This window comes from Streptomyces sp. NRRL F-5755, assembly GCF_001279365.1.
GTDB lineage: Bacteria > Actinomycetota > Actinomycetes > Streptomycetales > Streptomycetaceae > Streptomyces > Streptomyces rimosus.
The window spans coordinates 29,619-48,904 of sequence record NZ_LGCW01000284.1; the positions used below are offsets into that span (position 1 = coordinate 29,619).

Below are 19,286 nucleotides of genomic sequence, written 5' to 3' on the forward strand. Positions count from 1 at the left end.
GCCCTCCACCCGGCCCACCGGCCCTGCCCGCACCGGTCCGGACAGGCGCTGAAAACAGCTGACCACCTGCGCGCTTTACTCTGGTGCCATGAGCCGAGACGCAGCGACCGGCCCCGCGGAACGGGACTCCTCAGCGGGGTGTGTGAAAGTCCTCCTCGCCGAGGACCAGGGGATGATGCGGGGCGCGCTCGCGCTGCTGCTCAACCTTGAGGAGGACATGGAGGTCGTCGCGCAGGTGTCGGCCGGGGACCAGGTCGTACCGGCGGCGCTGGAGGCGCGGCCGGACATCGCGCTGCTGGACATCGAGCTGCCGGGGCGCAGCGGGCTGGACGCGGCGGCGGAGCTGCGGGAGGCGCTGCCGTCGTGCAAGGTGCTGATCGTGACGACGTTCGGGCGGCCGGGGTATCTGCGGCGGGCGATGGAGGCGGGGGCGTCCGGGTTCCTGGTCAAGGACGGGCCGGTGGAGGATCTGGCGGCGGCGATCCGGCGGGTGCTGGCCGGGGAGCAGGTGATCGATCCGGGGCTGGCCGCGGCGGCGCTCAGCGCGGGGCCGAATCCGCTGACCCAGCGCGAGCGCGATGTGCTGACCGCGGCCGTGGACGGGGCGACCGTCGCCGACATCGCCGGGAAGCTGCACCTGTCGCAGGCGACCGTGCGCAACTATCTGTCGGCGGCGATCGGCAAGACGGGGACCCGCAACCGTATGGAGGCGGTGCGGACCGCCCGGCAGAACGGGTGGCTGTAGCGCAGCGGCGTCAGCCCGCCGTCTCCTCCTGGAGGTACGCCTCGTAGCCCTTCGCGTCCAGCAGGCCGTCGAGTTCGCCGGGCCGGGTCAGCCGGAGTACGGCCAGCCAGCCCCCGCCGTACGGCTCGTCGTTGATCTGTTCCGGGGCGTCGTTGACGGTGTCGTTGACCGCGAGGACCGTACCGGTCAGCGGCACGTAGACCTCGGTGACGGCCTTGACCGACTCCAGCGAGCCGAACGCGTCGCCCGCCTCGAACCGCTCGCCCTGCTTGGGCAGTTCGGCATAGACGATGTCACCGAGCTGACGCTGCGCGTGGTCGGTGATGCCGACGGTGGCCTGATCGTCCTTGACCCGGACCCATTCGTGGTCCTTGGTGTACGAGAGATCCGCGGGGATGTTCGCCATGCCGCGACGCTGCCACCGCGCCCCGGCGGAGGGAAGGCTTCCGGCGGAGGGAAGGCCGGGGCGCGGCCGTCAGGCGATGGTGCGGCAGCACGCCTCCGGTGCGGTGCCGGCGCTCTCCCCCAGCGTGCCGGCGTCCGCCTTGACGACGTAGACCTCCCACGGTTCGTTGCCCGGGCCGGTCACCCAGACCTTGTCCTGGAGTGCGTAGCAGCAGGAGACGTCCTTCTGCTCGGAGGTCGCGAGACCGGCTTCCTTGAGGCGGGTGGCGGCGGCGGTGACCTCCTCGCCGTCGGCGACCTCGACGCCGAGGTGGTCCAGGCGGGTGTCCTGGCCGGCCGCGCCCTCGATGAGAACGAGCTTGAGCGGCGGCTCGGCGACGGCGAAGTTGGCGTACCCCGGCCGGCGCTTGGCCGGTGTGGTGCCGAAGAGTTTCGCGTAGAAGGCGATCGAGGCTTCCAGGTCGGCGACGCGCAGAGCGAGCTGGACACGGGACATGGCGGTCTCCCCACAGCTTGATTCGATACCTGTCGATACAGTCTGCCGATACCACTTTGCGGCCTGCATCGACAGGCGTCAATATAGAGGCATGTCGAAACAAGAACTGCGGGTCCTTGGGGAGGACAAGCCCGAGGACTGCTGCCCCGGCCTGCTGACCGCGCCGCTGGCCGAGGAGCAGGCCGTGGAGCTGGCGAAGGTCTTCAAGGCCCTGGGCGACCCGGTCCGGCTGCGGCTGCTGTCGATGATCGCCTCCCGGGCCGGTGGCGAGGTGTGCGTCTGCGAGCTCACCCCGGCCTTCGACCTGTCCCAGCCGACCATCTCCCACCACCTCAGACTCCTGCGCGAGGCCGGGCTCATCGCCTCTGAACGGCGCGGGACATGGGTGTACTACCGGCTGCTGCCGCAGATGACGGACCGCCTCGCCGGGGCCCTCACCCGAGCCATGGACGGCCTGCCGCCCACCGGCGCCGCCTCATGAGCCCCGCACCCGGCACGGCGGCCGAACCGGTGGCGGCCCGCCTGTCGTTCACCGACCGCTACCTCGCCCTGTGGATTCTGGCCGCGATGGCCGCCGGCCTCGGCCTCGGGCGCCTGGTGCCCGGACTCGGGGGCACCCTGGCGAAGGTGACCGTCACCGGCGTCTCCCTGCCGATCGCGCTCGGGCTGCTGGTGATGATGTACCCGGTGCTGGCCAAGGTCCGCTACGACCGCCTCGACACGGTCACCCGCGACCGCCGCCTCCTGATCCCCTCGCTGCTGCTGAACTGGGTGGCCGGCCCCGCGGTGATGTTCGCGCTCGCCTGGATCTTCCTGCCGGACCTCCCCGCGTACCGCACCGGGCTGATCATCGTGGGGCTGGCCCGCTGCATCGCCATGGTCATCATCTGGAACGACCTGGCCTGCGGTGACCGCGAGGCCACCGCCGTCCTGGTCGCCCTCAACTCCGTCTTCCAGGTGGTCGCCTTCGCCGCGCTCGGCTGGTTCTACCTCTCCGTCCTGCCCGGCTGGCTCGGTCTGGAGCAGACCGCGCTGGACGTCCCGACGTGGGAGATCGCCCGCTCGGTTCTGGTCTTCCTGGGCATCCCGCTCGCCGCCGGCTACCTCACCCGCCGCCTCGGCGAGAAGGCCAGGGGACGGGACTGGTACGAGACGAAGCTGATCCCGCGTATCGGCCCCTTCGCCCTGTACGGACTGCTGTTCACCATCGTCGTGCTCTTCGCCCTGCAAGGCGACGCGATCACCTCCCGGCCGCTGGACGTCGCCCGTATCGCCCTGCCGCTGCTGGTCTACTTCGCCGTCATGTGGGCCGGGTCGATGGCGTGGGGCAGGGCCGCCGGGCTGGATCATCCGCGCGCCACCACGCTGGCCTTCACCGCCGCGGGCAACAATTTCGAGCTGGCCATCGCGGTCGCCATCGCCACCTTCGGCGCCGCCTCCGGCCAGGCTCTCGCCGGTGTCGTCGGGCCCCTCATCGAGGTCCCCGTCCTCATCGGCCTCGTGCACGTGGCCCTGGCCGCCCGCCGTTTCTTCCCCTCGTCCGCCGGACAGCCGGCCGGCGCCCGGGAGTCCGCCGCCGCCTGAGCCCGCGTGCTCCCGGCCCGTCACGTCCGCAAGTACGACGCCCCGTTGAGGTCCAGTACGGCGCCCGAGCTCCACTGGGCCTCGGGCGAGGCCAGCCACCGTACGGCCGCCGCGACCTCCTCGGGGGCGGCGACCCGGCCGAACGGGCTCTGCGCGCGGATCGCCGCGCCCTCGGCGCCGGTCAGGCGGTGGGCCACCCGGTCCGTGTCGATGAAACCGGGCGCCACGGAGGCCACCGCGATGCCGTGCGGGGCGAGCGCGACGGCGAGCGACTGGCCGAGGGCGTGCACGGCGGCCTTGGTGGCGCCGTAGGCGGGGTGGTCGGGCTCGCCGCGGAAGGCGCCGCGGGAGCCGATGTTGACGATCCGGCCGCCGGTGCCCTGCGCGATCATCGCCTGGGCCGCGCCGTGGCTGAGGTGGGCCGTACCGAGCAGGTTGACCGCGACGTGCTGCTGCCAGGCGGCGGTCCAGTCCTCGTACGAGGTGGTCGCGGGCGGGTGCGGGGTGTTGACGGCGGCGTTGTTCACCAGGACGTCGAGGCCGCCGAGAGCTTCGACGGCCGCGCCGGCCAGGGCGGCGGCGCCGGACGGGTCCGCCAGGTCGGCGCCGAGCAGGACGTGGCCGCTGCCGGGCAGTGCGGCAAGGGTCTCCTCGGCGTCCGCGCGCCGCGAGCCGTAATGGACCGCCACCCGGTCGCCGTTCTCCGCGAAGGCGTGCGCCACGGCCCTGCCGAGGCCGCGCGAGGCGCCGCTGACCAGGACGCGGCGGCCGGTGGCGGGAAAGGGGGAGCGAGTAGCGACGGGCGTGGCGTCAGGCATGGTGCGCGTCCTCGGGGCGGCGGGGCAGGGCGAGGACCATCAGCAGGACGCTCGCCAGCAGGATGACCGTACCGACCTGGAAGGCGAGGCCGTAGCCGTCGGCCATCGCGGCCGGGCCGCCGTGGCCGGACGCGATCCGGGTGGCGGCGACCGTGGACAGGATGGACAGGCCGAGCGCGCCGCCCATCTGCCGCGAGGTGTTGATCAGGCCGGAGACCAGGCCCTGGTCGGAGGGCGCGGCGCCGGAGGTGGCGATCGAGGCGATCGGCGTGGCGGTCAGGCCCGCGCCGAAGGCCATCAGGATGCCGGGGCCGAGCAGCGTACCGAGGTATGTGCCGTCGGCGCCCATCTGACCCTGCCAGAGCATGCCCGCGGCGGAGACCAGCGCGCCGGCGACGGCCAGCGTCTTGGCGCCCGTCCGGTTCATCAGCCGCGGCGCGATCTTGGAGCCGAGCACGATGCTCAGCGAGTGCGGGATGAAGGAGAGCCCGGCTTGAAGGGGCGTGTAGCCGAGGACGTTCTGCACATAGAGGCTGAGGAAGTACCACATGGAGAACATCGCGGCGCCGGCCAGCACCATCGCGCTGTTCGCCGCGTACACCGAGCGCAGCCGGAAGAGCGTCAGCGGCATCAGCGGCGCCTTCGTACGGGCCTCGACGGCCACGAACGCGACCAGCACCAGCAGGCCCGCCACCAGCGGCAGCAGCGCGCTCGCCGAGGACCAGCCCGCCGACTCGGTCTGCACGATGCCGTACGCCACCAGCGCGAGCCCGGCCGTCACCAGGAGCGCGCCCGGGATGTCCAGCCGCCGCCCCTCGCCGCGCCGGCTCTCGGTGAGCCAGAGCAGCGCGCCGATCAGCACCAGCGCGCCGACGGGGACGTTGATCAGCAGCACCCAGCGCCAGGACAGGTACTCGGTCAGCACCCCGCCGACCAGGCCGCCGACGGCGCCGCCGCCCGCGCCGACCGCGGTCCAGGTGGCGATGGCGCGGGTGCGCGCCGGGCCCGCCGGGAACGCGGTGGTCAAGATGGTGAGGGTGGCCGGGGAGAGGATGGCGGCACCGACGCCCTGGACCGTACGGGCCGCGACCAGGTGCCAGGACTCCTGCGCCAGGCCGCCCGCCAGGCTCGCGAGGGTGAAGAGGGCGAGCCCCACGACGAATATGCGCTTGCGCCCGAAGAGGTCGGCCACCCGGCCGCCGAGCAGCATGAACCCGGCGAAGGTGATCACGTAGGCGTTGACCACCCATTGCAGCCCCAGTTCGCTGAGCCCGAGGCCGGTGCGCATGCTCGGCAGCGCAACGTTGACGACCGAGACGTCCAGGACGACGAGGAACTGTCCGGCGCAGACCAGCAGGGTCACCAGCCAGGTGGGCGGCGGGGTGCGGCGGACGCTTTCGGGCAGCGTGGTGGGGGTGGCTGTCGGGGGCATGGTCTCCATAGTTGCACCTGCCACGCGTCGGCGGCATCGGATTATCGGCCCGGAGGTGACCGGTCACAGGTCCTAGGTCGAAGGGCCCCCGGCCATGCCTCGGACCGAAGGGTCCGGCCGTCCCACGGGTCGAAGGGCCCCCGGCCGCCCCTCAGGTCATCCCTTCCGCAACAACGTCACCACCGCCGCCCCGCCCAGCCCGATGTTGTGCGCCAGTCCGACCCGGGCCCCCGGCACCTGGCGGGCGCCCGCCGTGCCGCGCAGCTGCCGGACGAGTTCGGCGGCCTGTGCCAGGCCGGTGGCGCCGAGCGGGTGGCCCTTGGAGATCAGGCCGCCGGAGGGGTTGACCACCCACCGGCCGCCGTGGGTCGTGGCGCCGTCCTCGACGAGCTTGCCCGACTCGCCCTCCGCGCACAGGCCCAGCGCCTCGTACGTCAGCAGTTCGTTGACCGAGAAGCAGTCGTGCAGCTCGATCACGTCCACGTCCTCGATGCCGAGCCCGCTCGCCTCGTACGCCTGCCGGGCCGCCGCCCGGGACATCGGGCGGCCGACGACATCGATGCAGGAGCCGGAGGCGAAGCTGTCCTCGGTGTCCGTCGTCATGGCCTGTCCGGCGATCTCCACGGCCCGGTCCGCGAGCCCGTGGTCGCGCACGAAGCGCTCCGAGGCGACCACGGCGGCGGCCGCGCCGTCGGAGGTCGGCGAGCACTGGAGCTTGGTCAGCGGCCGGTGGACGGTCCTGGCGGCGAGGATCTCCTCGACCGTGTAGACGTCCTGGAACTGGGCGTCCGGGTTGTCGGCGGAGTGCCGGTGGTTCTTGGCACCGACCGCCGCGAGCTGCCGCTCCGTGGTTCCGTACCGGTCCATGTGCTCGCGCGCCGCGTTGCCGAAGATCTGGGCGGTCGGCGGCGTCATCTCGAAGCCGTGCGCGGCGGCCATCACACCGTAGTGGCGGGCCACGGGCGAGGCCGCGAAGTCGCCGCTGTCCGCGCCGCCGCCCAGCGCGCCGCGCTTCATCTTCTCGAAGCCGAGGGCCAGTACGCAGTCGTTGAGGCCGGAGGCGACGAACTGCCGGGCCATCATCAGGGCGGTGGCGCCGGTCGCGCAGTTGTTGTTGACGTTGTAGACGGGGACGCCGGTCAGGCCCAGTTCGTACACGGCACGCTGCCCGGCGGTGGAAGCCTGGTGGCAGTAGCCGACCGGCACCTGTTCCACGGCGCTGTACGGGACACCGGCATCGGCGAGCGCCTTACCGCCCGCCTCCCCCGCCATGTCCCAGTACTGCCAGTCCCGCGTCTCCGGCTTCTCGAACTTCGTCATGCCCACGCCGATGATGTACGCCTTGCCGGTCATGGCGGTCCTCCTCGTAGGGGCGCCCGGAATCAGATGAGCGGGCGCGGCTCCGGGTCCCGGGGCAGGCCGAGCAGCCGCTCCGCGACGACGTTCAGCTGTACCTGCGTCGTACCGCCCGCGATCGTCAGGCAGCGCGACATCAGGAAGCCGTGCAGGGCGCGTTCCGCGGGGCCCTCCCCCGTCGCGCCCGCCGGGCCGAGGAGTTCGAGCGCCAGCTCGGCCACCTTCTGCTGGTGGGCGGTCTGCACCAGCTTGCGGACGCTCGCCCCGGCGCCCGGCTCCCGCCCCGCCACCTGCTGGAGGGTGGTGCGCAGCCCGATGCACGCCAGCGCGTGCGCCTCGGCGGCCAGCGCGCCCACCCGCTCGCGCACCGAGCCGTCCAGCCCGGCCGCCCGCTCGATCAGCGCCTCCAGCCCGGTGTCGAAGCCGACCTGGTCGGCCATGTGCACGCGCTCGTTGCCGAGGGTGTGCCGGGCCACCCGCCAGCCGTCGTCCACCTCGCCCACCACCGCGTCCTGCGGCAGCAGTACGTCGTCGAAGTACACCTCGCTGAAGAGCGAGTCGCCGGTGATCTCGCGCAGCGGCCGCACCTCGACGCCGGGTGCCGCCATGTCGACCAGGAAGAACGTCAGGCCCTGGTGCTTGGGCGCGTCCGGGTTCGTCCGGGCGAGCAGGATGCCGAAGTCCGCCTGCCGGGCCGCCGAGGTCCACACCTTCTGGCCGTTGACGCGCCAGCCGCCGTCCACCCGCTCGGCCCGGGTGCGCAGCGCGGCCAGGTCGGACCCGGCCTCCGGCTCGGAGAACAGCTGGCACCACAGCCGGTCGCCGCGCAGCGTCGGCAGCAGATGGCGTTCCTGCTGCTCCGGCGTCCCGTAGGTGATCAGGGACGGCACCACCCAGGTGGCGATGCCCAGGTCGCTGATCCGGACACCCGCGTCGCGCATCTCCTGCTGGACGGCCAGCTGCTGCACGGGGCCGGCGTCCAGGCCGTACGGGGCGGGCAGGTGCGGCGCCGCGTAACCGGTGGGCGCCAGTTCGTGGCGTACGGCAGCGGGGGCCAGGCCGCGCACCTTCGCGATCACCTCGCGGGCCTGCTCGCGGTAGCGGGCCGCCTCCCCCGACCGCTCCACCGGCAGGTCCATGCGCAGCTCGCGCCGCGCGCCCTCGGCGCCCAACCGGGCCGCCCGCAGCCGGTGTTCGCCGCCGCTGCCCAGCAGTTGGCGGGCCACGGTCGCCCGCCGCAGGTACAGGTGCGCGTCGTGCTCCCAGGTGAAGCCGATGCCGCCGAGGACCTGGATGCAGTCCTTGGCGCAGTTGAAGGCGGTGTCCAGGGCGGTGGCGGCGGCCAGCGCGGCGACCAGGCCGCGGGTCGCGGGCGCCTCGTCCGCCGCGCGCGCCGCGTCCCAGGCCAGGGCGCGGGCCTGTTCGATCCGTACGAGCATGTCCGCACAGAGGTGCTTGACGGCCTGGAACTGGCCGATCGGCCGCCCGAACTGCTCGCGTACGGCGGCGTGGCGGGCGGCGGTGTGCAGCGCCCAGGCCGCGGTGCCGCACGCCTCGGCGGCGAACAGCGTGGCGGCCAGGTCCCGTACGAGCGCGGTGTCGACCTCCAGTACCCGGTCCGCCGGGACCGGTACGGCCTCGGCCGTCACGCGGGCGACCGGGCGCGTGGGATCGGCGCCGGTCTGTATGCACACGGAGAGCGTGGCGGCGTCGGCGGCGACCCAGACGGTGCCGGACGGCGCCTCCGCCGCCAGCAGGATCAGATCGGCGTCGCCACCGGCGAGGACGGGCGGCGCCGTGCCGTCCAGTACGTGGCCGTCGGCCGTGGGGGCCGCGCGGAGGGTGCCCGTACCGAGGGCGACGGCGCCGATGCGGTCGCCGGCGGCCAGGGCGCGCGCCAGGTCAGGGGTGCCGCCGCGCCGCAGCAGTTCGGAGGCGAGCACGCTGGGCAGGTAGGGGCCGGGCAGCGCGGCGCGGCCGGTCTCCTCCAACGCGACGGCCAAATCCAGCAGTTCGCCGCCGCCACCGCCGTACTCCTCCGGCAGATGCGGCCCGAGCAGCCCCATCGCGGCGAGGCCGTCCCAGTACGCGGGGCGTCCTCGCCGGCCGGGGCCGGCGTCGAGCAGCTTGCGCACCTCCTCCGGCGGTACGGCCCGCGCCGCCCAGCCCCGCACCGCCGCGGCCAGCTCACCCTGCTCGGGGGTGATGCCGATGCCCGTATCCGTACTCGCGTCGAAGCCCTTCCCCATGACGGGCAGACTAGAACACGTTCCAAACTGACGGTAGGTCAGGTCGGGGGCGACTTCCGGACCGGTCGGGCCCGGCCGGACGGAGAGCGGCCCCGGTGAAATGCGTACAGGAACGTACGAGACAGACCGAATCCGTACGGGCCGAAGGGAAACGTAAACCTCCCCGCCCCGAATCCGTAAACCGCACCGACCGGCCAACCGGAATAGGCGGCACATTCCCCACCGCTCACCCCCTCTCGCCCCTTACGGTGCCACCCGCGCCCTCCCCGCATTACCGGCACGTACCATCCGTCGTTATGAGTCGCCGCCGCACCGCCCGGTGACCGTACGACGAGGAGGAATCCCCATGGCCGCCGCGAACGCCCCCAAGCCGGAGATACTCGCCGCTTTCGAGGCGGCAAAGGGCTTCATGCCGCTCGACGAAGGGCTGGCGCTTTACGAGGCGGCAACGGAAGCGGCGGCGCTGGGGCTGCCGCTGGTGGAGATCGGCACGTATTGCGGCCGTTCCACGATCCTGCTCGCGGACGCGGCGCGGGCCGCCGGCGTACCGGCCGTCACCGTCGACCACCACCGCGGCAGCGAGGAGCAGCAGCCCGGTTGGGAGTACCACGACCCGTCCGTGGTCGACCCCGAGGTCGGGCTGATGGACACGCTGCCCGCCTTCCGCCGCACGCTGCACGCGGCGGGGCTGGAGGAGCACGTCATCGCGCTGGTGGGGCGCTCGCCGCGGATCGCCGCGCTCTGGAACACGCCCGTCGGGCTGGTCTTCATCGACGGCGGGCACACCGACGAGCACGCCACCGCCGACTACGAGGGCTGGGCGCCGCACGTCGCGCCCGGCGGGCTGCTGGTCATCCACGATGTCTTCGCCGACCCGGCGGACGGCGGACAGGCCCCGTACCGCGTCTACCGGCGCGCCCTGGAATCCGGTGCGTTCACCGAAATATCGGCACACGGCTCGCTGCACGTACTGCGTCGCACCGGTGAAGGGCGCTGACCGCACCACTACGATCGCGATGTGTCGAACGGCAGTACATTCCCCCCGCGCCGCCGCTTCGGCGGCACCCTCGTCGTCGTCCTGGCCGCGCTGCTGGCCGCCTGCGCCGCGGGCTGGCTGATCTGGCGGTCCACGAGCGGACACGGCGGTGACCGGCCACCGAAGGCGCTGCCCGCGGCGAGCCCGTCGTCACCGGGCGGGCCGCCGGGCAAGGGCGGTACGAGCGGCGCGGGCGGTTCGGGCACCGGGGACGACGGGGGCCGCCCCACCCCGGGCGACCCGGAGGACAAGGGAGACCGGCCCGGGTCCGGGCCTGACGGGCACACCGGCACCCGCCTCAAGGGCCGCACCGTCCTCCTCGACCCCGGCCACAACCCCGCCAACCGCGACCACACCCGCGAGATCGCGCGCCAGGTGGACGTCGGCAACGGGCGCAAGGAATGCGACACCACCGGTACGTCCACCGACGACGGCTACGCCGAGGCGTCCTTCACGCTCGACGTGGCGCGGCGCGCCCGTACTCTGCTCCAGGCCGAGGGCGCGAAGGTGGTCTTCACCCAGGACGGCGACCGGCCGTACGGGCCGTGCGTGGACGAGCGCGCCCGCGCCGGCAACGAGGCGAAGGCCGACGCGGCGGTGTCCGTGCACGCCGACGGCGCGGGTGCGGGCAACCGGGGCTTCCATGTGATCCTGCCCGCCCGGGTCACCGCGGGCGCCGCGGACACCTCCGCCATCGTCGGCCCGTCGCGGCGGCTCGGCGAGCACCTGGCGGGCCGGTTCGTGGCGGCGACCGGGAGCGCCCCGGCCAATTACCTGGGCGGCGGCACCGGCCTCGTCGTACGGTCCGACCTCGGCGGCCTCAACCTCTCCGGCATTCCCAAGGTGTTCCTGGAGTGCGGCAATATGCGCGACGCGAAGGACGCGGCGCAATTGACCGACCCGCAATGGCGGGAAAAGGCGGCCCGCGGGATCGCCGAGGGCATTACCGGCTTCCTGACCGAGTAGCGGCGCCGCGGGTGCCGATACCGACTCGATACCTGACCGATACCGACAAGACGGCCCACAGGATCCGGCGGTAGGTTCCCCCTTACGATGGGGGGCCACCCCGTGCCTCGCCACGCGCCCACCAGCGCATATGGCTGCGACAGCGAAGACAGACACCGGAACCGACAAAGGACCCTTACGTGAACATCCGCTCCCTCACTAGAGGCGACGGCGTGGTGATCGGAGCAGCGGTGTTGCTGTTCATCGCCTCGTTTCTCGACATCAGCTCGTACGACGGCTCCGACTGCACCGGCAGCTTCTGCCCGCAGATCACCTCCACGAACGCCTGGGACGCGCTGCCCCTGCTGATGGGCATGTACCTGGCCGGCATCATCGCCGCCGCCCTGATCGTCGTGGCGCGGGCCCTGCCGCGCCCCCTGAAGGTCGCCGGTCTCGACCTCGGCCAGTTCGGCGTCGCGTGGACCGTGTTCGTCGCCTGGTTCGCCTTCTGGACGATCGTCAACAGCGGCGGCGCGGGCGCCGGACTGATCCTCGGCCTGATCGCCGCGCTGGTGCTGGCCGCCGGGGCGGTGGCCACGCCGCTGGTGCCCGCCCTGAAGGCCGGTCTCATCCCGGCCCCGCGGCCGCAGACCCCGTCCCCGTACGGCGCGGCGCCGGGCCAGGGGTACGGCTACCCCGGCGCCCACCAGCAGCAGCCGGGCCACGGCGGGTACGGCTACCCGGGCGCGCAGCAGACCGGCCAGGGGCAGCCGGGCGGTCCGCAGTCGTACGGCGGGCAGCAGCCCTCGCCGGCCGCCGCGCAGCAGCCCGCGCCCGCGGCGGACTTCGCGCCGTTCTGGTTCGCGGTGCCGGTCGCGCGCCCGCTGTACGGCGAGGACGGCGCGCCGACGCCGATCGCCGAGCTGGCGCCCGGTACGTGGTACCTGGCCGTGGACCAGCGCGGCCAGGCGCTGGTCGCGCAGACGCAGGACGGGCGCCGCGGCGTCCTCCAGGACACGACCGGCATCCAGCGCGGCTGACCGCACCCCGCCCGCGGCGCACCGCGCGACGGCCCCTCACCCACCCCGGGCGAGGGGCCGTCGCCGTACCACCCTCCCTTTCCTTCCCCGCCCCCGCCTCGTACGCTGCGCCGACGTCCTGACGCGCCGTCAGGATGCCTGCTGCCGACGGACCGGAGGCACCACCCATGCGACTCGGCCTGGCACTCGGCTACTGGGGGCGCGGCCCCGACCCCCGGCACCTCGAACTCGCCCAGGAGGCCGAGCGGCTGGGCTACGACTCCGTATGGACCTCCGAAGCCTGGGGCTCGGACGCGTTCACCACCCTCACCTGGATCGCCGCCCACACCTCCCGGATCGGGCTGGGCACGGCCGTCGCCCAGATGGCCGCCCGTACGCCCACCGCCACCGCGATGCAGGCCCTCACCCTCGACCACCTCACCGGCGGCCGGATGCTCCTCGGACTCGGCCTGTCCGGGCCGCAGGTGGTGGAAGGGTGGTACGGCCGCCCCTTCCCCGCGAGCCCGCTCACCGCCACCCGCGAGTACGTCGACATCGTCCGCCAGGTGCTGCGCCGGGAGGCCCCGGTGACCCTCGACGGCCGCTTCCACCCGCTCCCCTACCGCGGCCCGGACGGCACCGGCCTCGGCAAACCCCTCAAGCCCATCACCCACCCCCGCCGCGCCGGCCTCCCCGTCCTCCTCGGCGCCGAGGGTCCCAAAAACATCGCCCAGACCACCCGCATCGCCGACGGCTGGCTCCCGCTGTACTGGTCCCCGTACCGCACCGACGTGTACGAGGCCTCCCTCGCCGACGCCCCGGACGGCTTCCGCGTCGCCCCCATGGCCCGCGCCCAGGTCTGCGACGACGTGGCCGAGGGCCTGCTCCCGGTCAAGGCCATGCTCGCCTTCTACATCGGCGGCATGGGCCACGCCACCCGCAACTTCCACGCCGCCCTGATGTCCCGCCTGGGCCACCCCGAAGCCGCCCACCGCATCCAGGACCTCTTCCTCCAGGGCCACCGCAACGAGGCCGTCCAGGCCGTCCCCGACACCTTCGCCGACGAAATCTCCCTCATCGGCCCACGCGCCCGCATCGCCGACCGCCTGGCGGCGTGGCGCGCGGGGCCGGTGACGGATCTGCTCGTCACGGCGCCGGATGTGGAGACGTTACGGGTGGTGGCGGAGGTGAACGGCTGACCCCAGGTGCCACCCACCCGACCCGAGAGAGCGAGCTGTGCGGGCACAGAAGGAGTGCGAAGCGGAACACGGCCCGGCAGCGACCGAGTATCACCGGACCTTCGAGGAGAACGCATGAGTCGCGGATACCACACGCGGTGGGAGGTTCCGGACGAGCACCGGGCGGATCCCGCCTACGTGGAGGCGAGTGCGGCGATCGCGCTCGGTCAGGCGGTGTTCGATGCTCGCGGCGCGCTCGGGCTGTCGGTGGGTGAGCTGGGTCTTCGGGCCGGGCTCGCTGCGGAGGAGGTCGAGCGGATCGAGGGCGGCGGGACGGTACCGACCCTGCCGCTGCTGCGCCGCCTGGCGCACGCCCTCGATGCTCAGCTCGACCTCTCCATCGACTCGGACGAGGTGTCACTGTCCTTCGTGCCGCACGCCGCTTGATGCGGAGCGGCCCGTCAGGCGCGTCCCCCCGTCAGAACTTCGCCGCCTCCAGCCACTCCTCCGCAAACGACCGGTCGCCGATGACCTCGATGCCCGGGGTGTCCACCGGGAGGCGGCGGTAATAGACGCGGAGGAGGTCGGTGAGGGGGCCTTGGAGGGTTGCGGTGGCGGTTTCGGGGGTGTGGCGGTAGGTGGCCTTGTCGCCGGTGTAGTCGAGGAGCCAGTCGGCGGGGGCGCCGGGCGGGGCGTCGGTGGCGTGGAGGCGGAGGGTGCGGCCGGTGCCGAGGAGCCGGGCGGCCGGGTGGTCGGGCTTGAGGAGGGGCGCCAGGCAGACCAGTTGGGTCCACTCCTCCATGGTGTCGGCGGCCACTTCCGGGTCGAGGGCGAAGCCGGCGCCCGTCGCGGACGCCGCGTCCGCCCGGTGGACAACCGTCTCGTGGGTCATCCGCCGGGGCCAGAAGACCGTCGGCTGGTCCGGCACCCAGGCCCACAGCAGGGTGTCGCCGCCCGCCTCGCGCAGCGCCTCGACGACGCGCCGCGCGCCGTCCGCCAGCCAGGCGTCCAGGGCCTCCGGGTCGTCGCCCTCGGGGCCCTGGTGGTTCGGGACCGCGTCGAAGGGGACCATCTCGGTGGCCCGGGTCCGTACGGTCGTGTCCACCCAGCGGTGTGCGCCGCCGACGTGGCGCAGGAGGTCTTCGAGGGTCCAGTCCGGACAGGTCGGTACGGTCGTCTTCAGGCCGGCGCCGCGGACGGTCTCCCGGAGCAGGTCGGTCTGGGTGAGGATCTCGGCGCAGTAGCGGTCGTGGCCGAGGGTTCCGGTCATGGTGATCGTCATGGGGCGAACAGTAGTGCGCGGGTGGGGTGGAGGGCCGCCCGGTTTTCTCCGAACGGGCGGGCGTCGGGCGGGAGTTGTTTATGCCGGACTTATGCGGCTACCCGGCTGTCATGTCCAGGAGACACCGCTACGGAAGCAGTCAGGCGGCCCGGGCCGTCACCCTCGTCGCCGACCTCACGGCCGTCATCCTCGGCCTGTGGATCGTGATGTACCTGCTCGACGCGAACCGCGCCAACGACCTGGTGCACTTCGTCCAGGGCGCGGCGCGGTGGCTGGCGGGCTGGTCGTACAACCTCTTCACCTTCGACGCGGAGTGGCTGCGGACGCTGCTGAACTACGGGCTGCCGGCGCTCGTGTACCTGGTGCTGGGGCATGCCCTGGCGGCCCGTATCCGGCGGATCGAGCACTGAGGGAAGGGGCGGGGCGGCGCCCCGCCCCTCAGCGGCAGCAGTCCGGGGTCAGGCCCGTCGGCAGGCGCTCGCCCCCGAAGACGGCCGTGGTCGCCTCGTCGCCGCCCAGCGCGGCCACCGCGAGCAGCATCGAGCCCGCCGTCCAGGACGTCTGCTCCTCGGGCCAGACCGCGTCGTCGTCGAAGACGTAGCCGGTCCAGTACATGCCGTTCTCGGCGCGCAGGTGCTGGACCCACTTGAGGATCTGCACGGCGCGGTCCGACTCGCCCATCGCCCAGAGCGCGAGGGCCAGTTCGGCGCTCTCGCCGCCGGTGACCCAGGGGTTGGGCAGGACGCACCGTACGCCGAGGCCGGGAACGACGAAGTCCTCCCAGGCCGCCTCGATGCGCTCCTTGGCGGCGGTGCCGCTCAGGGCGCCGCCGAGGACCGGGTAGTACCAGTCCATCGAGTAGCGGGACTTGTCGAGGAAGCGCTCCGGGTGGTGCTGGATGGCGTGGCCGAGCCGGCCGAGGGCGAGCTCCCAGTCGGGCTGCGGTTCCTCGCGCTGTTCGGCGATGGCGAGAGCGCAGCGCAGTGCCTGGTAGATGGAGGAGGAGCCGGTCAGCAGCGCGTCGGTGACGGGCGTGCCGTCGTTCTCGCGCTTCCAGCCGATCTCGCCGCCGGGCTGCTGGAGTTCCAGGACGAATTCGACGGCCGCGTAGACGGCGGGCCACATGCGGTCCACGAAGGTGTCGTCGCCGGTGGACAGGTAGTGGTGCCAGACGCCGACGGCGATGTACGCGCAGAAGTTGGTCTCCCGCCCCCGGTCGGTGGGCACCGCGGCGTCCCCGTCGGCGTAGGCCGCGTACCAGGAGCCGTCCGGGTTCTGGTGCCGCGCCAGCCACTCGTACGCGGCCTCGGCGCGCTCGTGCTCCCCGGCGGCGTCCAGGGCCATGGCGGCCTCGGTGTGGTCCCACGGGTCGAGGTGGTGGCCGCGGAACCAGGGGATCGCGCCGTCGGCGCGCTGCGTCGCCAGGATGCCGGCGACGGTGCGCGCCGCCTGTCCGGCGGTCAGGACCCCGGGCAGGACCAGGCGTTCCGTACGTCCCGGTGTCGTCACTTGGCGGCCCCGGCGGCGGCGTCGGCGGTGGCGGCGTCCGCCGGCAGGTGCGGCTTGACGGCGTACGCGACGAAGCTCTTGCCGATCACCGGGTTGAGCACCCGCTCGGCCATCCGCGTGGCCAGCGGCTTCTTCATGATGTCCCAGACCAGCAGCTTGTGGTACGCCTTGACCGGCAGCGCCTGGTCGTTGTCGACGCCGAAGGCACACTTGAGCCACCAGTACGGGCTGTGCAGCCCGTGCGCGTGGTGGGTGCCGTAGGGCTTCAGGCCCGCCTCGCGCATCTTGCCGAGCAGTTCGTCGGCCTTGTAGATGCGGATGTGCCCGCCCTCGACCTCGTGGTACTCGTCGCTGAGTGCCCAGCAGACCTTCTCCGGACCGTAGCGCGGCACGGTCACCGCGATCCGCCCGCCGGGCCGCAGCACCCGCACCATCTCGGCGAGCACGCCCTTGTCGTCGTGGATGTGCTCCATGACCTCGGAGATGATGACGACGTCGAAGCTCGCGTCGGGGAAGGGCAGGGCCAGCGCGTCGCCCTCCATGGCGGTGGCGGTGGCACCGGCCGGCGCCTCACCGGCCTCCTTCATGGCGGCGAACCACTTGGCGACCTCGCGGATCTCCTCGGCGTTCCGGTCGAGCGCCACGACCTGCGCGCCGCGCCGGTAGCACTCGAAGGCGTGCCGGCCCGCGCCACAGCCCAGGTCGAGGACGCGGTCGCCCGGCGCCAGCGGGAATCGGGAAAAGTCGACGGTCAGCAAGGGCTCTCTGCTTTCGTCCTGGGGGGATCCGCGGGCAGCTAAGGCCGACGGCGGCGGGTCATGGCGGTACTGGTCGGTGCCCGGCCGGGCCGCATCAGGCGCGGCCGGCGGGGGTCGGTGCGGTGGCGTCCGCGGTGCGGCGGGAGCGGGCGGCGCGCAGGCGCGGGGCCTGGAGGGCGATGGCCTCCCGGTAGCGTTCGGCGGTGCCGATGGCGGCCTGGCGCCAGGTGAAGCGGGCCAGGACGCGTTCGCGCCCGGCGGCGCCGAGGCGGCGGCGCAGGCCGGCGTCGCCCAGCAGGCGGGTCAGTCCGGCGGCCAGCGCGCCCGCGTCGCCCGGTGGCACGGACAGACAGGTCTCGCCGTCCGGGCCGGACACCTCGGGGATGGCGCCACCGGTGGTGGCCAGCAGCGGCGTACCGGTGGCCATGGCTTCGGCGGCGGGCAGCGAGAAGCCCTCGTACAGGGACGGTACGCAGGCGACCTGGGCGCCGCGGACCAGGTCGACCAGTTCGGCGTCGCTGATGCCCTTGACGAACTCGATCGCGTCGCCGAGGCCGTGCCGCTCGATGGCGGCGGCCACCGGGCCGTCGTCGGCCCGCTTGCCGACGACCACCAGGTGGGCCTCGGGGTTCTCCGTACGGACCTTGGCCAGCGCCTCGACCAGGTGGATCAGGCCCTTGAGGGGCACGTCGGCGCTGGAAGTGGTGACGATGCGGCCGGGGATCTCGGGGACCGACGGATCGGGCGAGAAGAGGTCGGTGTCGGCGCCGATGTGCACGACGTGGATACGGCCGTCCCGTACGCCGAGGTGGTCCACGATCTCCTGCCGGGAGGAGCCGGAGACGGTCAGCACCGACGGCAGGCGGCGGGCGACGCGCTTCTGCATCCGGGTGAAGCCGTACCAGCGGCGCACCGAGGCGCGGCGCTGCCAGCCGGTGGCGGCGTCGAGGTCGAGCTGCCGGTCGACGGTGATGGGGTGGTGGATGGTGGTGACCAGGGGCGCGCCGAGGTCGCCGAGCAGGCCGTAGCCGAGGGTCTGGTTGTCGTGCACCACGTCGAAGTCGCCGCGCCGGGCGGCGAGGTGGCGGCGGGCGCGCAGCGAGAAGGTCAGCGGCTCGGGGAAGCCGCCGGTCCACATCGTGCCGACCTCCAGCGCGTCGATCCAGTCCCGGTACTCGCCGCGCTTCGGCGTGCGGAACGGGTCGGGCTGCCGGTAGAGGTCGAGGCTGGGGAGCTCGGTGAGGCTGACGCTGCCGCCGGACTCCGTCTGGACGGGGTCCGCGCGGTCCAGGACCGGGTACGGCTGCGCGCCGATCACCTCGACGGTGTGGCCGAGGCGGGCCAGTTCGCGGGAGAGGTGGCGGACGTAGACGCCCTGGCCGCCACAGAACGGGTTGCCCTTGTACGTCAGCAGGGCGATGCGCAGCGGGCGGTCGCCGTCCGGACCCGCGGAGGCGGCGGGGGCCTCGGCGGGGTGCGGCGCGGCTGCCTGGACGGCCTCGGCGGACACTCTCGGCCCCCTTCTCGCTGGACTTTCGCCGGAGCGTAACCGCTGGCGCTAATCTAGAACAAGTTTCAGTACGGTTCGGCCGCGGCCGGCCGGCGACCGGTCCGCGACGCCCGCGGGCCAAGGCGGCCGGCGGGCTACTGATCAGTTCAAGGAGCTTCGAATCTACCGGCCGGAAACCTGGCCGAAAGAGCCGCACCAGGTGATTCGCGCCACGACCCGGCCCCCTGCCATGCTGTGCCGATCGCAGGACCGGCACAGGCCGCACCGCGGACGCACTGCCACGGAATGGGACATATGACTACGGACTCCACAGCGGCCGGAGCGGCGCTTCCCGCCGGTCCGCCCCTGACCGCGCGTCAGGAGGCCCGTCGCCGCCGCATCCTGCACACCAGCGCGGAGCTGGCCGGCCGCGGCGGGTTCGACGCCGTGCAGATGCGCGAGGTCGCCGAGGCGTCGGACGTGGCGCTCGGCACCCTCTACCGGTACTTCCCGTCCAAGGTGCACCTGCTCGTGGCGACCATGCAGGACCAGCTGCAGCACCTGCACGCGACGCTGCGCAAGCGCCCGCCGACGGAGCCGGAGCCGGGCGCGCGGGTCGCGCAGACGCTGATGCGCGCCTTCCGTGCGCTCCAGCGCGAACCGCACCTGGCCGACGCGATGGTGCGCGCCCTGACATTCGCCGACCGGTCGGTGAGCCCGGAGGTGGACACCGTCTCCCGGCTGACCACGGCGATCATCCTGGACGCGATGGGGCTGGACGGCGCGCCCACGCCGGAGCAGCTGTCCGCGGTCCGGGTCATCGAGCACACCTGGCACTCGGCGCTGATCACCTGGCTGTCCGGGCGGGCCTCGATCGCCCAGGTGAAGATCGACATCGAGACGGTCTGCCGGCTCATCGATCTCACGGCGCCGGCGCCGCGCGCCTGATCCGGCGGCTACGAACGGGTAACCCCTAAAAGGGCGC

General features: G+C 73.2%; 20 protein-coding genes. 10 read left to right on the forward strand and 10 right to left on the reverse strand.

Features of this window, described 5'->3' with window-relative positions; all coding sequences use genetic code 11:
• Window positions 1-88 precede the first annotated feature (88 nt).
• Entirely contained in the window at window positions 89-745 is a 657-nt protein-coding gene (locus ADK86_RS28805) for a response regulator transcription factor (RefSeq protein ID WP_050506398.1), read from the forward strand.
• A gap of 10 nt (window positions 746-755) precedes the next feature.
• On the opposite strand, the gene gcvH is transcribed toward ADK86_RS28805, so the two are convergent.
• Both gcvH and ADK86_RS28815 read right to left on the reverse strand, forming a co-directional pair.
• Window positions 756-1,151 (reverse strand): glycine cleavage system protein GcvH, encoded by a 396-nt coding sequence (gene gcvH, locus ADK86_RS28810; RefSeq protein WP_030588377.1) that lies wholly within the window; start codon window positions 1,149-1,151, stop codon window positions 756-758.
• Between the two features lie 69 nt (window positions 1,152-1,220).
• Window positions 1,221-1,646 carry an ArsI/CadI family heavy metal resistance metalloenzyme gene (locus ADK86_RS28815; RefSeq protein ID WP_053699240.1) on the reverse strand — a complete coding sequence of 142 codons (426 nt, stop codon included), beginning with the start codon at window positions 1,644-1,646 and terminating at the stop codon, window positions 1,221-1,223.
• A 91-nt stretch (window positions 1,647-1,737) separates the two neighbouring features.
• On the opposite strand from ADK86_RS28815, the gene ADK86_RS28820 reads away from it, so the two are divergent.
• Complete coding sequence (locus ADK86_RS28820; protein WP_053699241.1) at window positions 1,738-2,127, forward strand: ArsR/SmtB family transcription factor; 390 nt, start codon at window positions 1,738-1,740, stop codon at window positions 2,125-2,127.
• Window positions 2,124-3,230 carry an ACR3 family arsenite efflux transporter gene (gene arsB / locus ADK86_RS28825; protein WP_053699242.1) on the forward strand — a complete coding sequence of 369 codons (1,107 nt, stop codon included), beginning with the start codon at window positions 2,124-2,126 and terminating at the stop codon, window positions 3,228-3,230. Before ADK86_RS28820 ends, arsB begins: the two co-directional genes overlap by 4 nt.
• A 20-nt stretch (window positions 3,231-3,250) precedes the next feature.
• Here arsB and ADK86_RS28830 read toward each other — a convergent pair whose 3' ends face one another.
• The 4 genes from ADK86_RS28830 to ADK86_RS28845 all read right to left on the reverse strand — a co-directional run bounded on the left by ADK86_RS28830 (window position 3,251) and on the right by ADK86_RS28845 (window position 9,085).
• Window positions 3,251-4,048 (reverse strand): SDR family NAD(P)-dependent oxidoreductase, encoded by a 798-nt coding sequence (locus ADK86_RS28830; RefSeq protein WP_053699243.1) that lies wholly within the window; start codon window positions 4,046-4,048, stop codon window positions 3,251-3,253.
• Window positions 4,041-5,489: an MFS transporter gene (locus ADK86_RS28835; protein WP_053699244.1), complete on the reverse strand. Its 1,449-nt coding sequence runs from the start codon at window positions 5,487-5,489 to the stop codon at window positions 4,041-4,043. The genes ADK86_RS28830 and ADK86_RS28835 overlap by 8 nt, the downstream gene beginning before the upstream one ends.
• 147 nt (window positions 5,490-5,636) lie before the next feature.
• Entirely contained in the window at window positions 5,637-6,833 is a 1,197-nt protein-coding gene (locus tag ADK86_RS28840; RefSeq protein ID WP_053699245.1) for a lipid-transfer protein, read from the reverse strand.
• A gap of 29 nt (window positions 6,834-6,862) precedes the next feature.
• Entirely contained in the window at window positions 6,863-9,085 is a 2,223-nt protein-coding gene (locus ADK86_RS28845; RefSeq protein ID WP_053699246.1) for an acyl-CoA dehydrogenase, read from the reverse strand.
• Between the two features lie 346 nt (window positions 9,086-9,431).
• Between ADK86_RS28845 and ADK86_RS28850 the strand changes: the two genes are divergently transcribed.
• The 5 genes from ADK86_RS28850 to ADK86_RS28870 all read left to right on the forward strand — a co-directional run bounded on the left by ADK86_RS28850 (window position 9,432) and on the right by ADK86_RS28870 (window position 13,710).
• Window positions 9,432-10,082, forward strand: a complete 651-nt coding sequence (locus ADK86_RS28850) for a class I SAM-dependent methyltransferase (protein WP_053699247.1) — start codon at window positions 9,432-9,434, stop codon at window positions 10,080-10,082.
• 21 nt (window positions 10,083-10,103) lie between these two features.
• Window positions 10,104-11,087 carry an N-acetylmuramoyl-L-alanine amidase gene (locus tag ADK86_RS28855; RefSeq protein WP_053699248.1) on the forward strand — a complete coding sequence of 328 codons (984 nt, stop codon included), beginning with the start codon at window positions 10,104-10,106 and terminating at the stop codon, window positions 11,085-11,087.
• Between the two features lie 179 nt (window positions 11,088-11,266).
• A complete protein-coding gene (locus ADK86_RS28860; RefSeq protein ID WP_078952326.1) occupies window positions 11,267-12,106 on the forward strand; it encodes a DUF5336 domain-containing protein in 840 nt (279 codons plus the stop codon).
• A 167-nt stretch (window positions 12,107-12,273) separates the two neighbouring features.
• Window positions 12,274-13,284 (forward strand): LLM class F420-dependent oxidoreductase, encoded by a 1,011-nt coding sequence (locus ADK86_RS28865; RefSeq protein ID WP_053699250.1) that lies wholly within the window; start codon window positions 12,274-12,276, stop codon window positions 13,282-13,284.
• Between the two features lie 114 nt (window positions 13,285-13,398).
• On the forward strand, window positions 13,399-13,710 hold the full coding sequence (locus ADK86_RS28870; RefSeq protein WP_053699251.1) for a helix-turn-helix domain-containing protein: 312 nt from the start codon (window positions 13,399-13,401) through the stop codon (window positions 13,708-13,710).
• Between the two features lie 31 nt (window positions 13,711-13,741).
• Here the strand turns inward: ADK86_RS28870 and ADK86_RS28875 are convergent, their stop codons facing one another.
• The gene (locus ADK86_RS28875) at window positions 13,742-14,545 is read right to left on the reverse strand and encodes a maleylpyruvate isomerase family mycothiol-dependent enzyme (protein WP_420718889.1); all 804 of its coding nucleotides are present in this window, start codon (window positions 14,543-14,545) and stop codon (window positions 13,742-13,744) included.
• A gap of 110 nt (window positions 14,546-14,655) precedes the next feature.
• Here ADK86_RS28875 and ADK86_RS28880 point away from each other — a divergent pair, with 110 nt between their 5' ends.
• Window positions 14,656-14,955 carry a hypothetical protein gene (locus ADK86_RS28880; RefSeq protein WP_030588416.1) on the forward strand — a complete coding sequence of 100 codons (300 nt, stop codon included), beginning with the start codon at window positions 14,656-14,658 and terminating at the stop codon, window positions 14,953-14,955.
• 28 nt (window positions 14,956-14,983) lie between these two features.
• On the opposite strand, the gene ADK86_RS28885 is transcribed toward ADK86_RS28880, so the two are convergent.
• The 3 genes from ADK86_RS28885 to ADK86_RS28895 all read right to left on the reverse strand — a co-directional run bounded on the left by ADK86_RS28885 (window position 14,984) and on the right by ADK86_RS28895 (window position 18,322).
• The gene (locus tag ADK86_RS28885) at window positions 14,984-16,054 is read right to left on the reverse strand and encodes a prenyltransferase (RefSeq protein ID WP_053699252.1); all 1,071 of its coding nucleotides are present in this window, start codon (window positions 16,052-16,054) and stop codon (window positions 14,984-14,986) included.
• The gene (locus tag ADK86_RS28890) at window positions 16,051-16,812 is read right to left on the reverse strand and encodes a class I SAM-dependent methyltransferase (protein WP_053699253.1); all 762 of its coding nucleotides are present in this window, start codon (window positions 16,810-16,812) and stop codon (window positions 16,051-16,053) included. The genes ADK86_RS28885 and ADK86_RS28890 overlap by 4 nt, the downstream gene beginning before the upstream one ends.
• 94 nt (window positions 16,813-16,906) lie before the next feature.
• The gene (locus tag ADK86_RS28895) at window positions 16,907-18,322 is read right to left on the reverse strand and encodes a glycosyltransferase family 4 protein (RefSeq protein ID WP_030588424.1); all 1,416 of its coding nucleotides are present in this window, start codon (window positions 18,320-18,322) and stop codon (window positions 16,907-16,909) included.
• A 294-nt stretch (window positions 18,323-18,616) separates the two neighbouring features.
• Here ADK86_RS28895 and ADK86_RS28900 point away from each other — a divergent pair, with 294 nt between their 5' ends.
• Window positions 18,617-19,249: a TetR family transcriptional regulator gene (locus ADK86_RS28900; protein WP_053699254.1), complete on the forward strand. Its 633-nt coding sequence runs from the start codon at window positions 18,617-18,619 to the stop codon at window positions 19,247-19,249.
• The last annotated feature ends 37 nt before the right edge of the window (window positions 19,250-19,286 follow it).

Excerpts from the sequence above, each read along its gene's own strand:
- ADK86_RS28865 (WP_053699250.1), top strand. The coding sequence starts at position 12,274 with ATGCGACTCGGCCTGGCACTCGGCTACTGGGGGCGCGGCCCCGACCCC.
- ADK86_RS28840 (WP_053699245.1), bottom strand. The coding sequence starts at position 6,833 with ATGACCGGCAAGGCGTACATCATCGGCGTGGGCATGACGAAGTTCGAG.
- ADK86_RS28870 (WP_053699251.1), top strand. The coding sequence starts at position 13,399 with ATGAGTCGCGGATACCACACGCGGTGGGAGGTTCCGGACGAGCACCGG.
- ADK86_RS28900 (WP_053699254.1), top strand. The coding sequence starts at position 18,617 with ATGACTACGGACTCCACAGCGGCCGGAGCGGCGCTTCCCGCCGGTCCG.
- ADK86_RS28880 (WP_030588416.1), top strand. The coding sequence starts at position 14,656 with ATGTCCAGGAGACACCGCTACGGAAGCAGTCAGGCGGCCCGGGCCGTC.
- ADK86_RS28820 (WP_053699241.1), top strand. The coding sequence starts at position 1,738 with ATGTCGAAACAAGAACTGCGGGTCCTTGGGGAGGACAAGCCCGAGGAC.
- ADK86_RS28845 (WP_053699246.1), bottom strand. The coding sequence starts at position 9,085 with ATGGGGAAGGGCTTCGACGCGAGTACGGATACGGGCATCGGCATCACC.
- ADK86_RS28805 (WP_050506398.1), top strand. The coding sequence starts at position 89 with ATGAGCCGAGACGCAGCGACCGGCCCCGCGGAACGGGACTCCTCAGCG.
- ADK86_RS28830 (WP_053699243.1), bottom strand. The coding sequence starts at position 4,048 with ATGCCTGACGCCACGCCCGTCGCTACTCGCTCCCCCTTTCCCGCCACC.
- gcvH (WP_030588377.1), bottom strand. The coding sequence starts at position 1,151 with ATGGCGAACATCCCCGCGGATCTCTCGTACACCAAGGACCACGAATGG.
- ADK86_RS28875 (WP_420718889.1), bottom strand. The coding sequence starts at position 14,545 with ATGACGATCACCATGACCGGAACCCTCGGCCACGACCGCTACTGCGCC.
- ADK86_RS28815 (WP_053699240.1), bottom strand. The coding sequence starts at position 1,646 with ATGTCCCGTGTCCAGCTCGCTCTGCGCGTCGCCGACCTGGAAGCCTCG.
- ADK86_RS28835 (WP_053699244.1), bottom strand. The coding sequence starts at position 5,489 with ATGGAGACCATGCCCCCGACAGCCACCCCCACCACGCTGCCCGAAAGC.
- arsB (WP_053699242.1), top strand. The coding sequence starts at position 2,124 with ATGAGCCCCGCACCCGGCACGGCGGCCGAACCGGTGGCGGCCCGCCTG.
- ADK86_RS28850 (WP_053699247.1), top strand. The coding sequence starts at position 9,432 with ATGGCCGCCGCGAACGCCCCCAAGCCGGAGATACTCGCCGCTTTCGAG.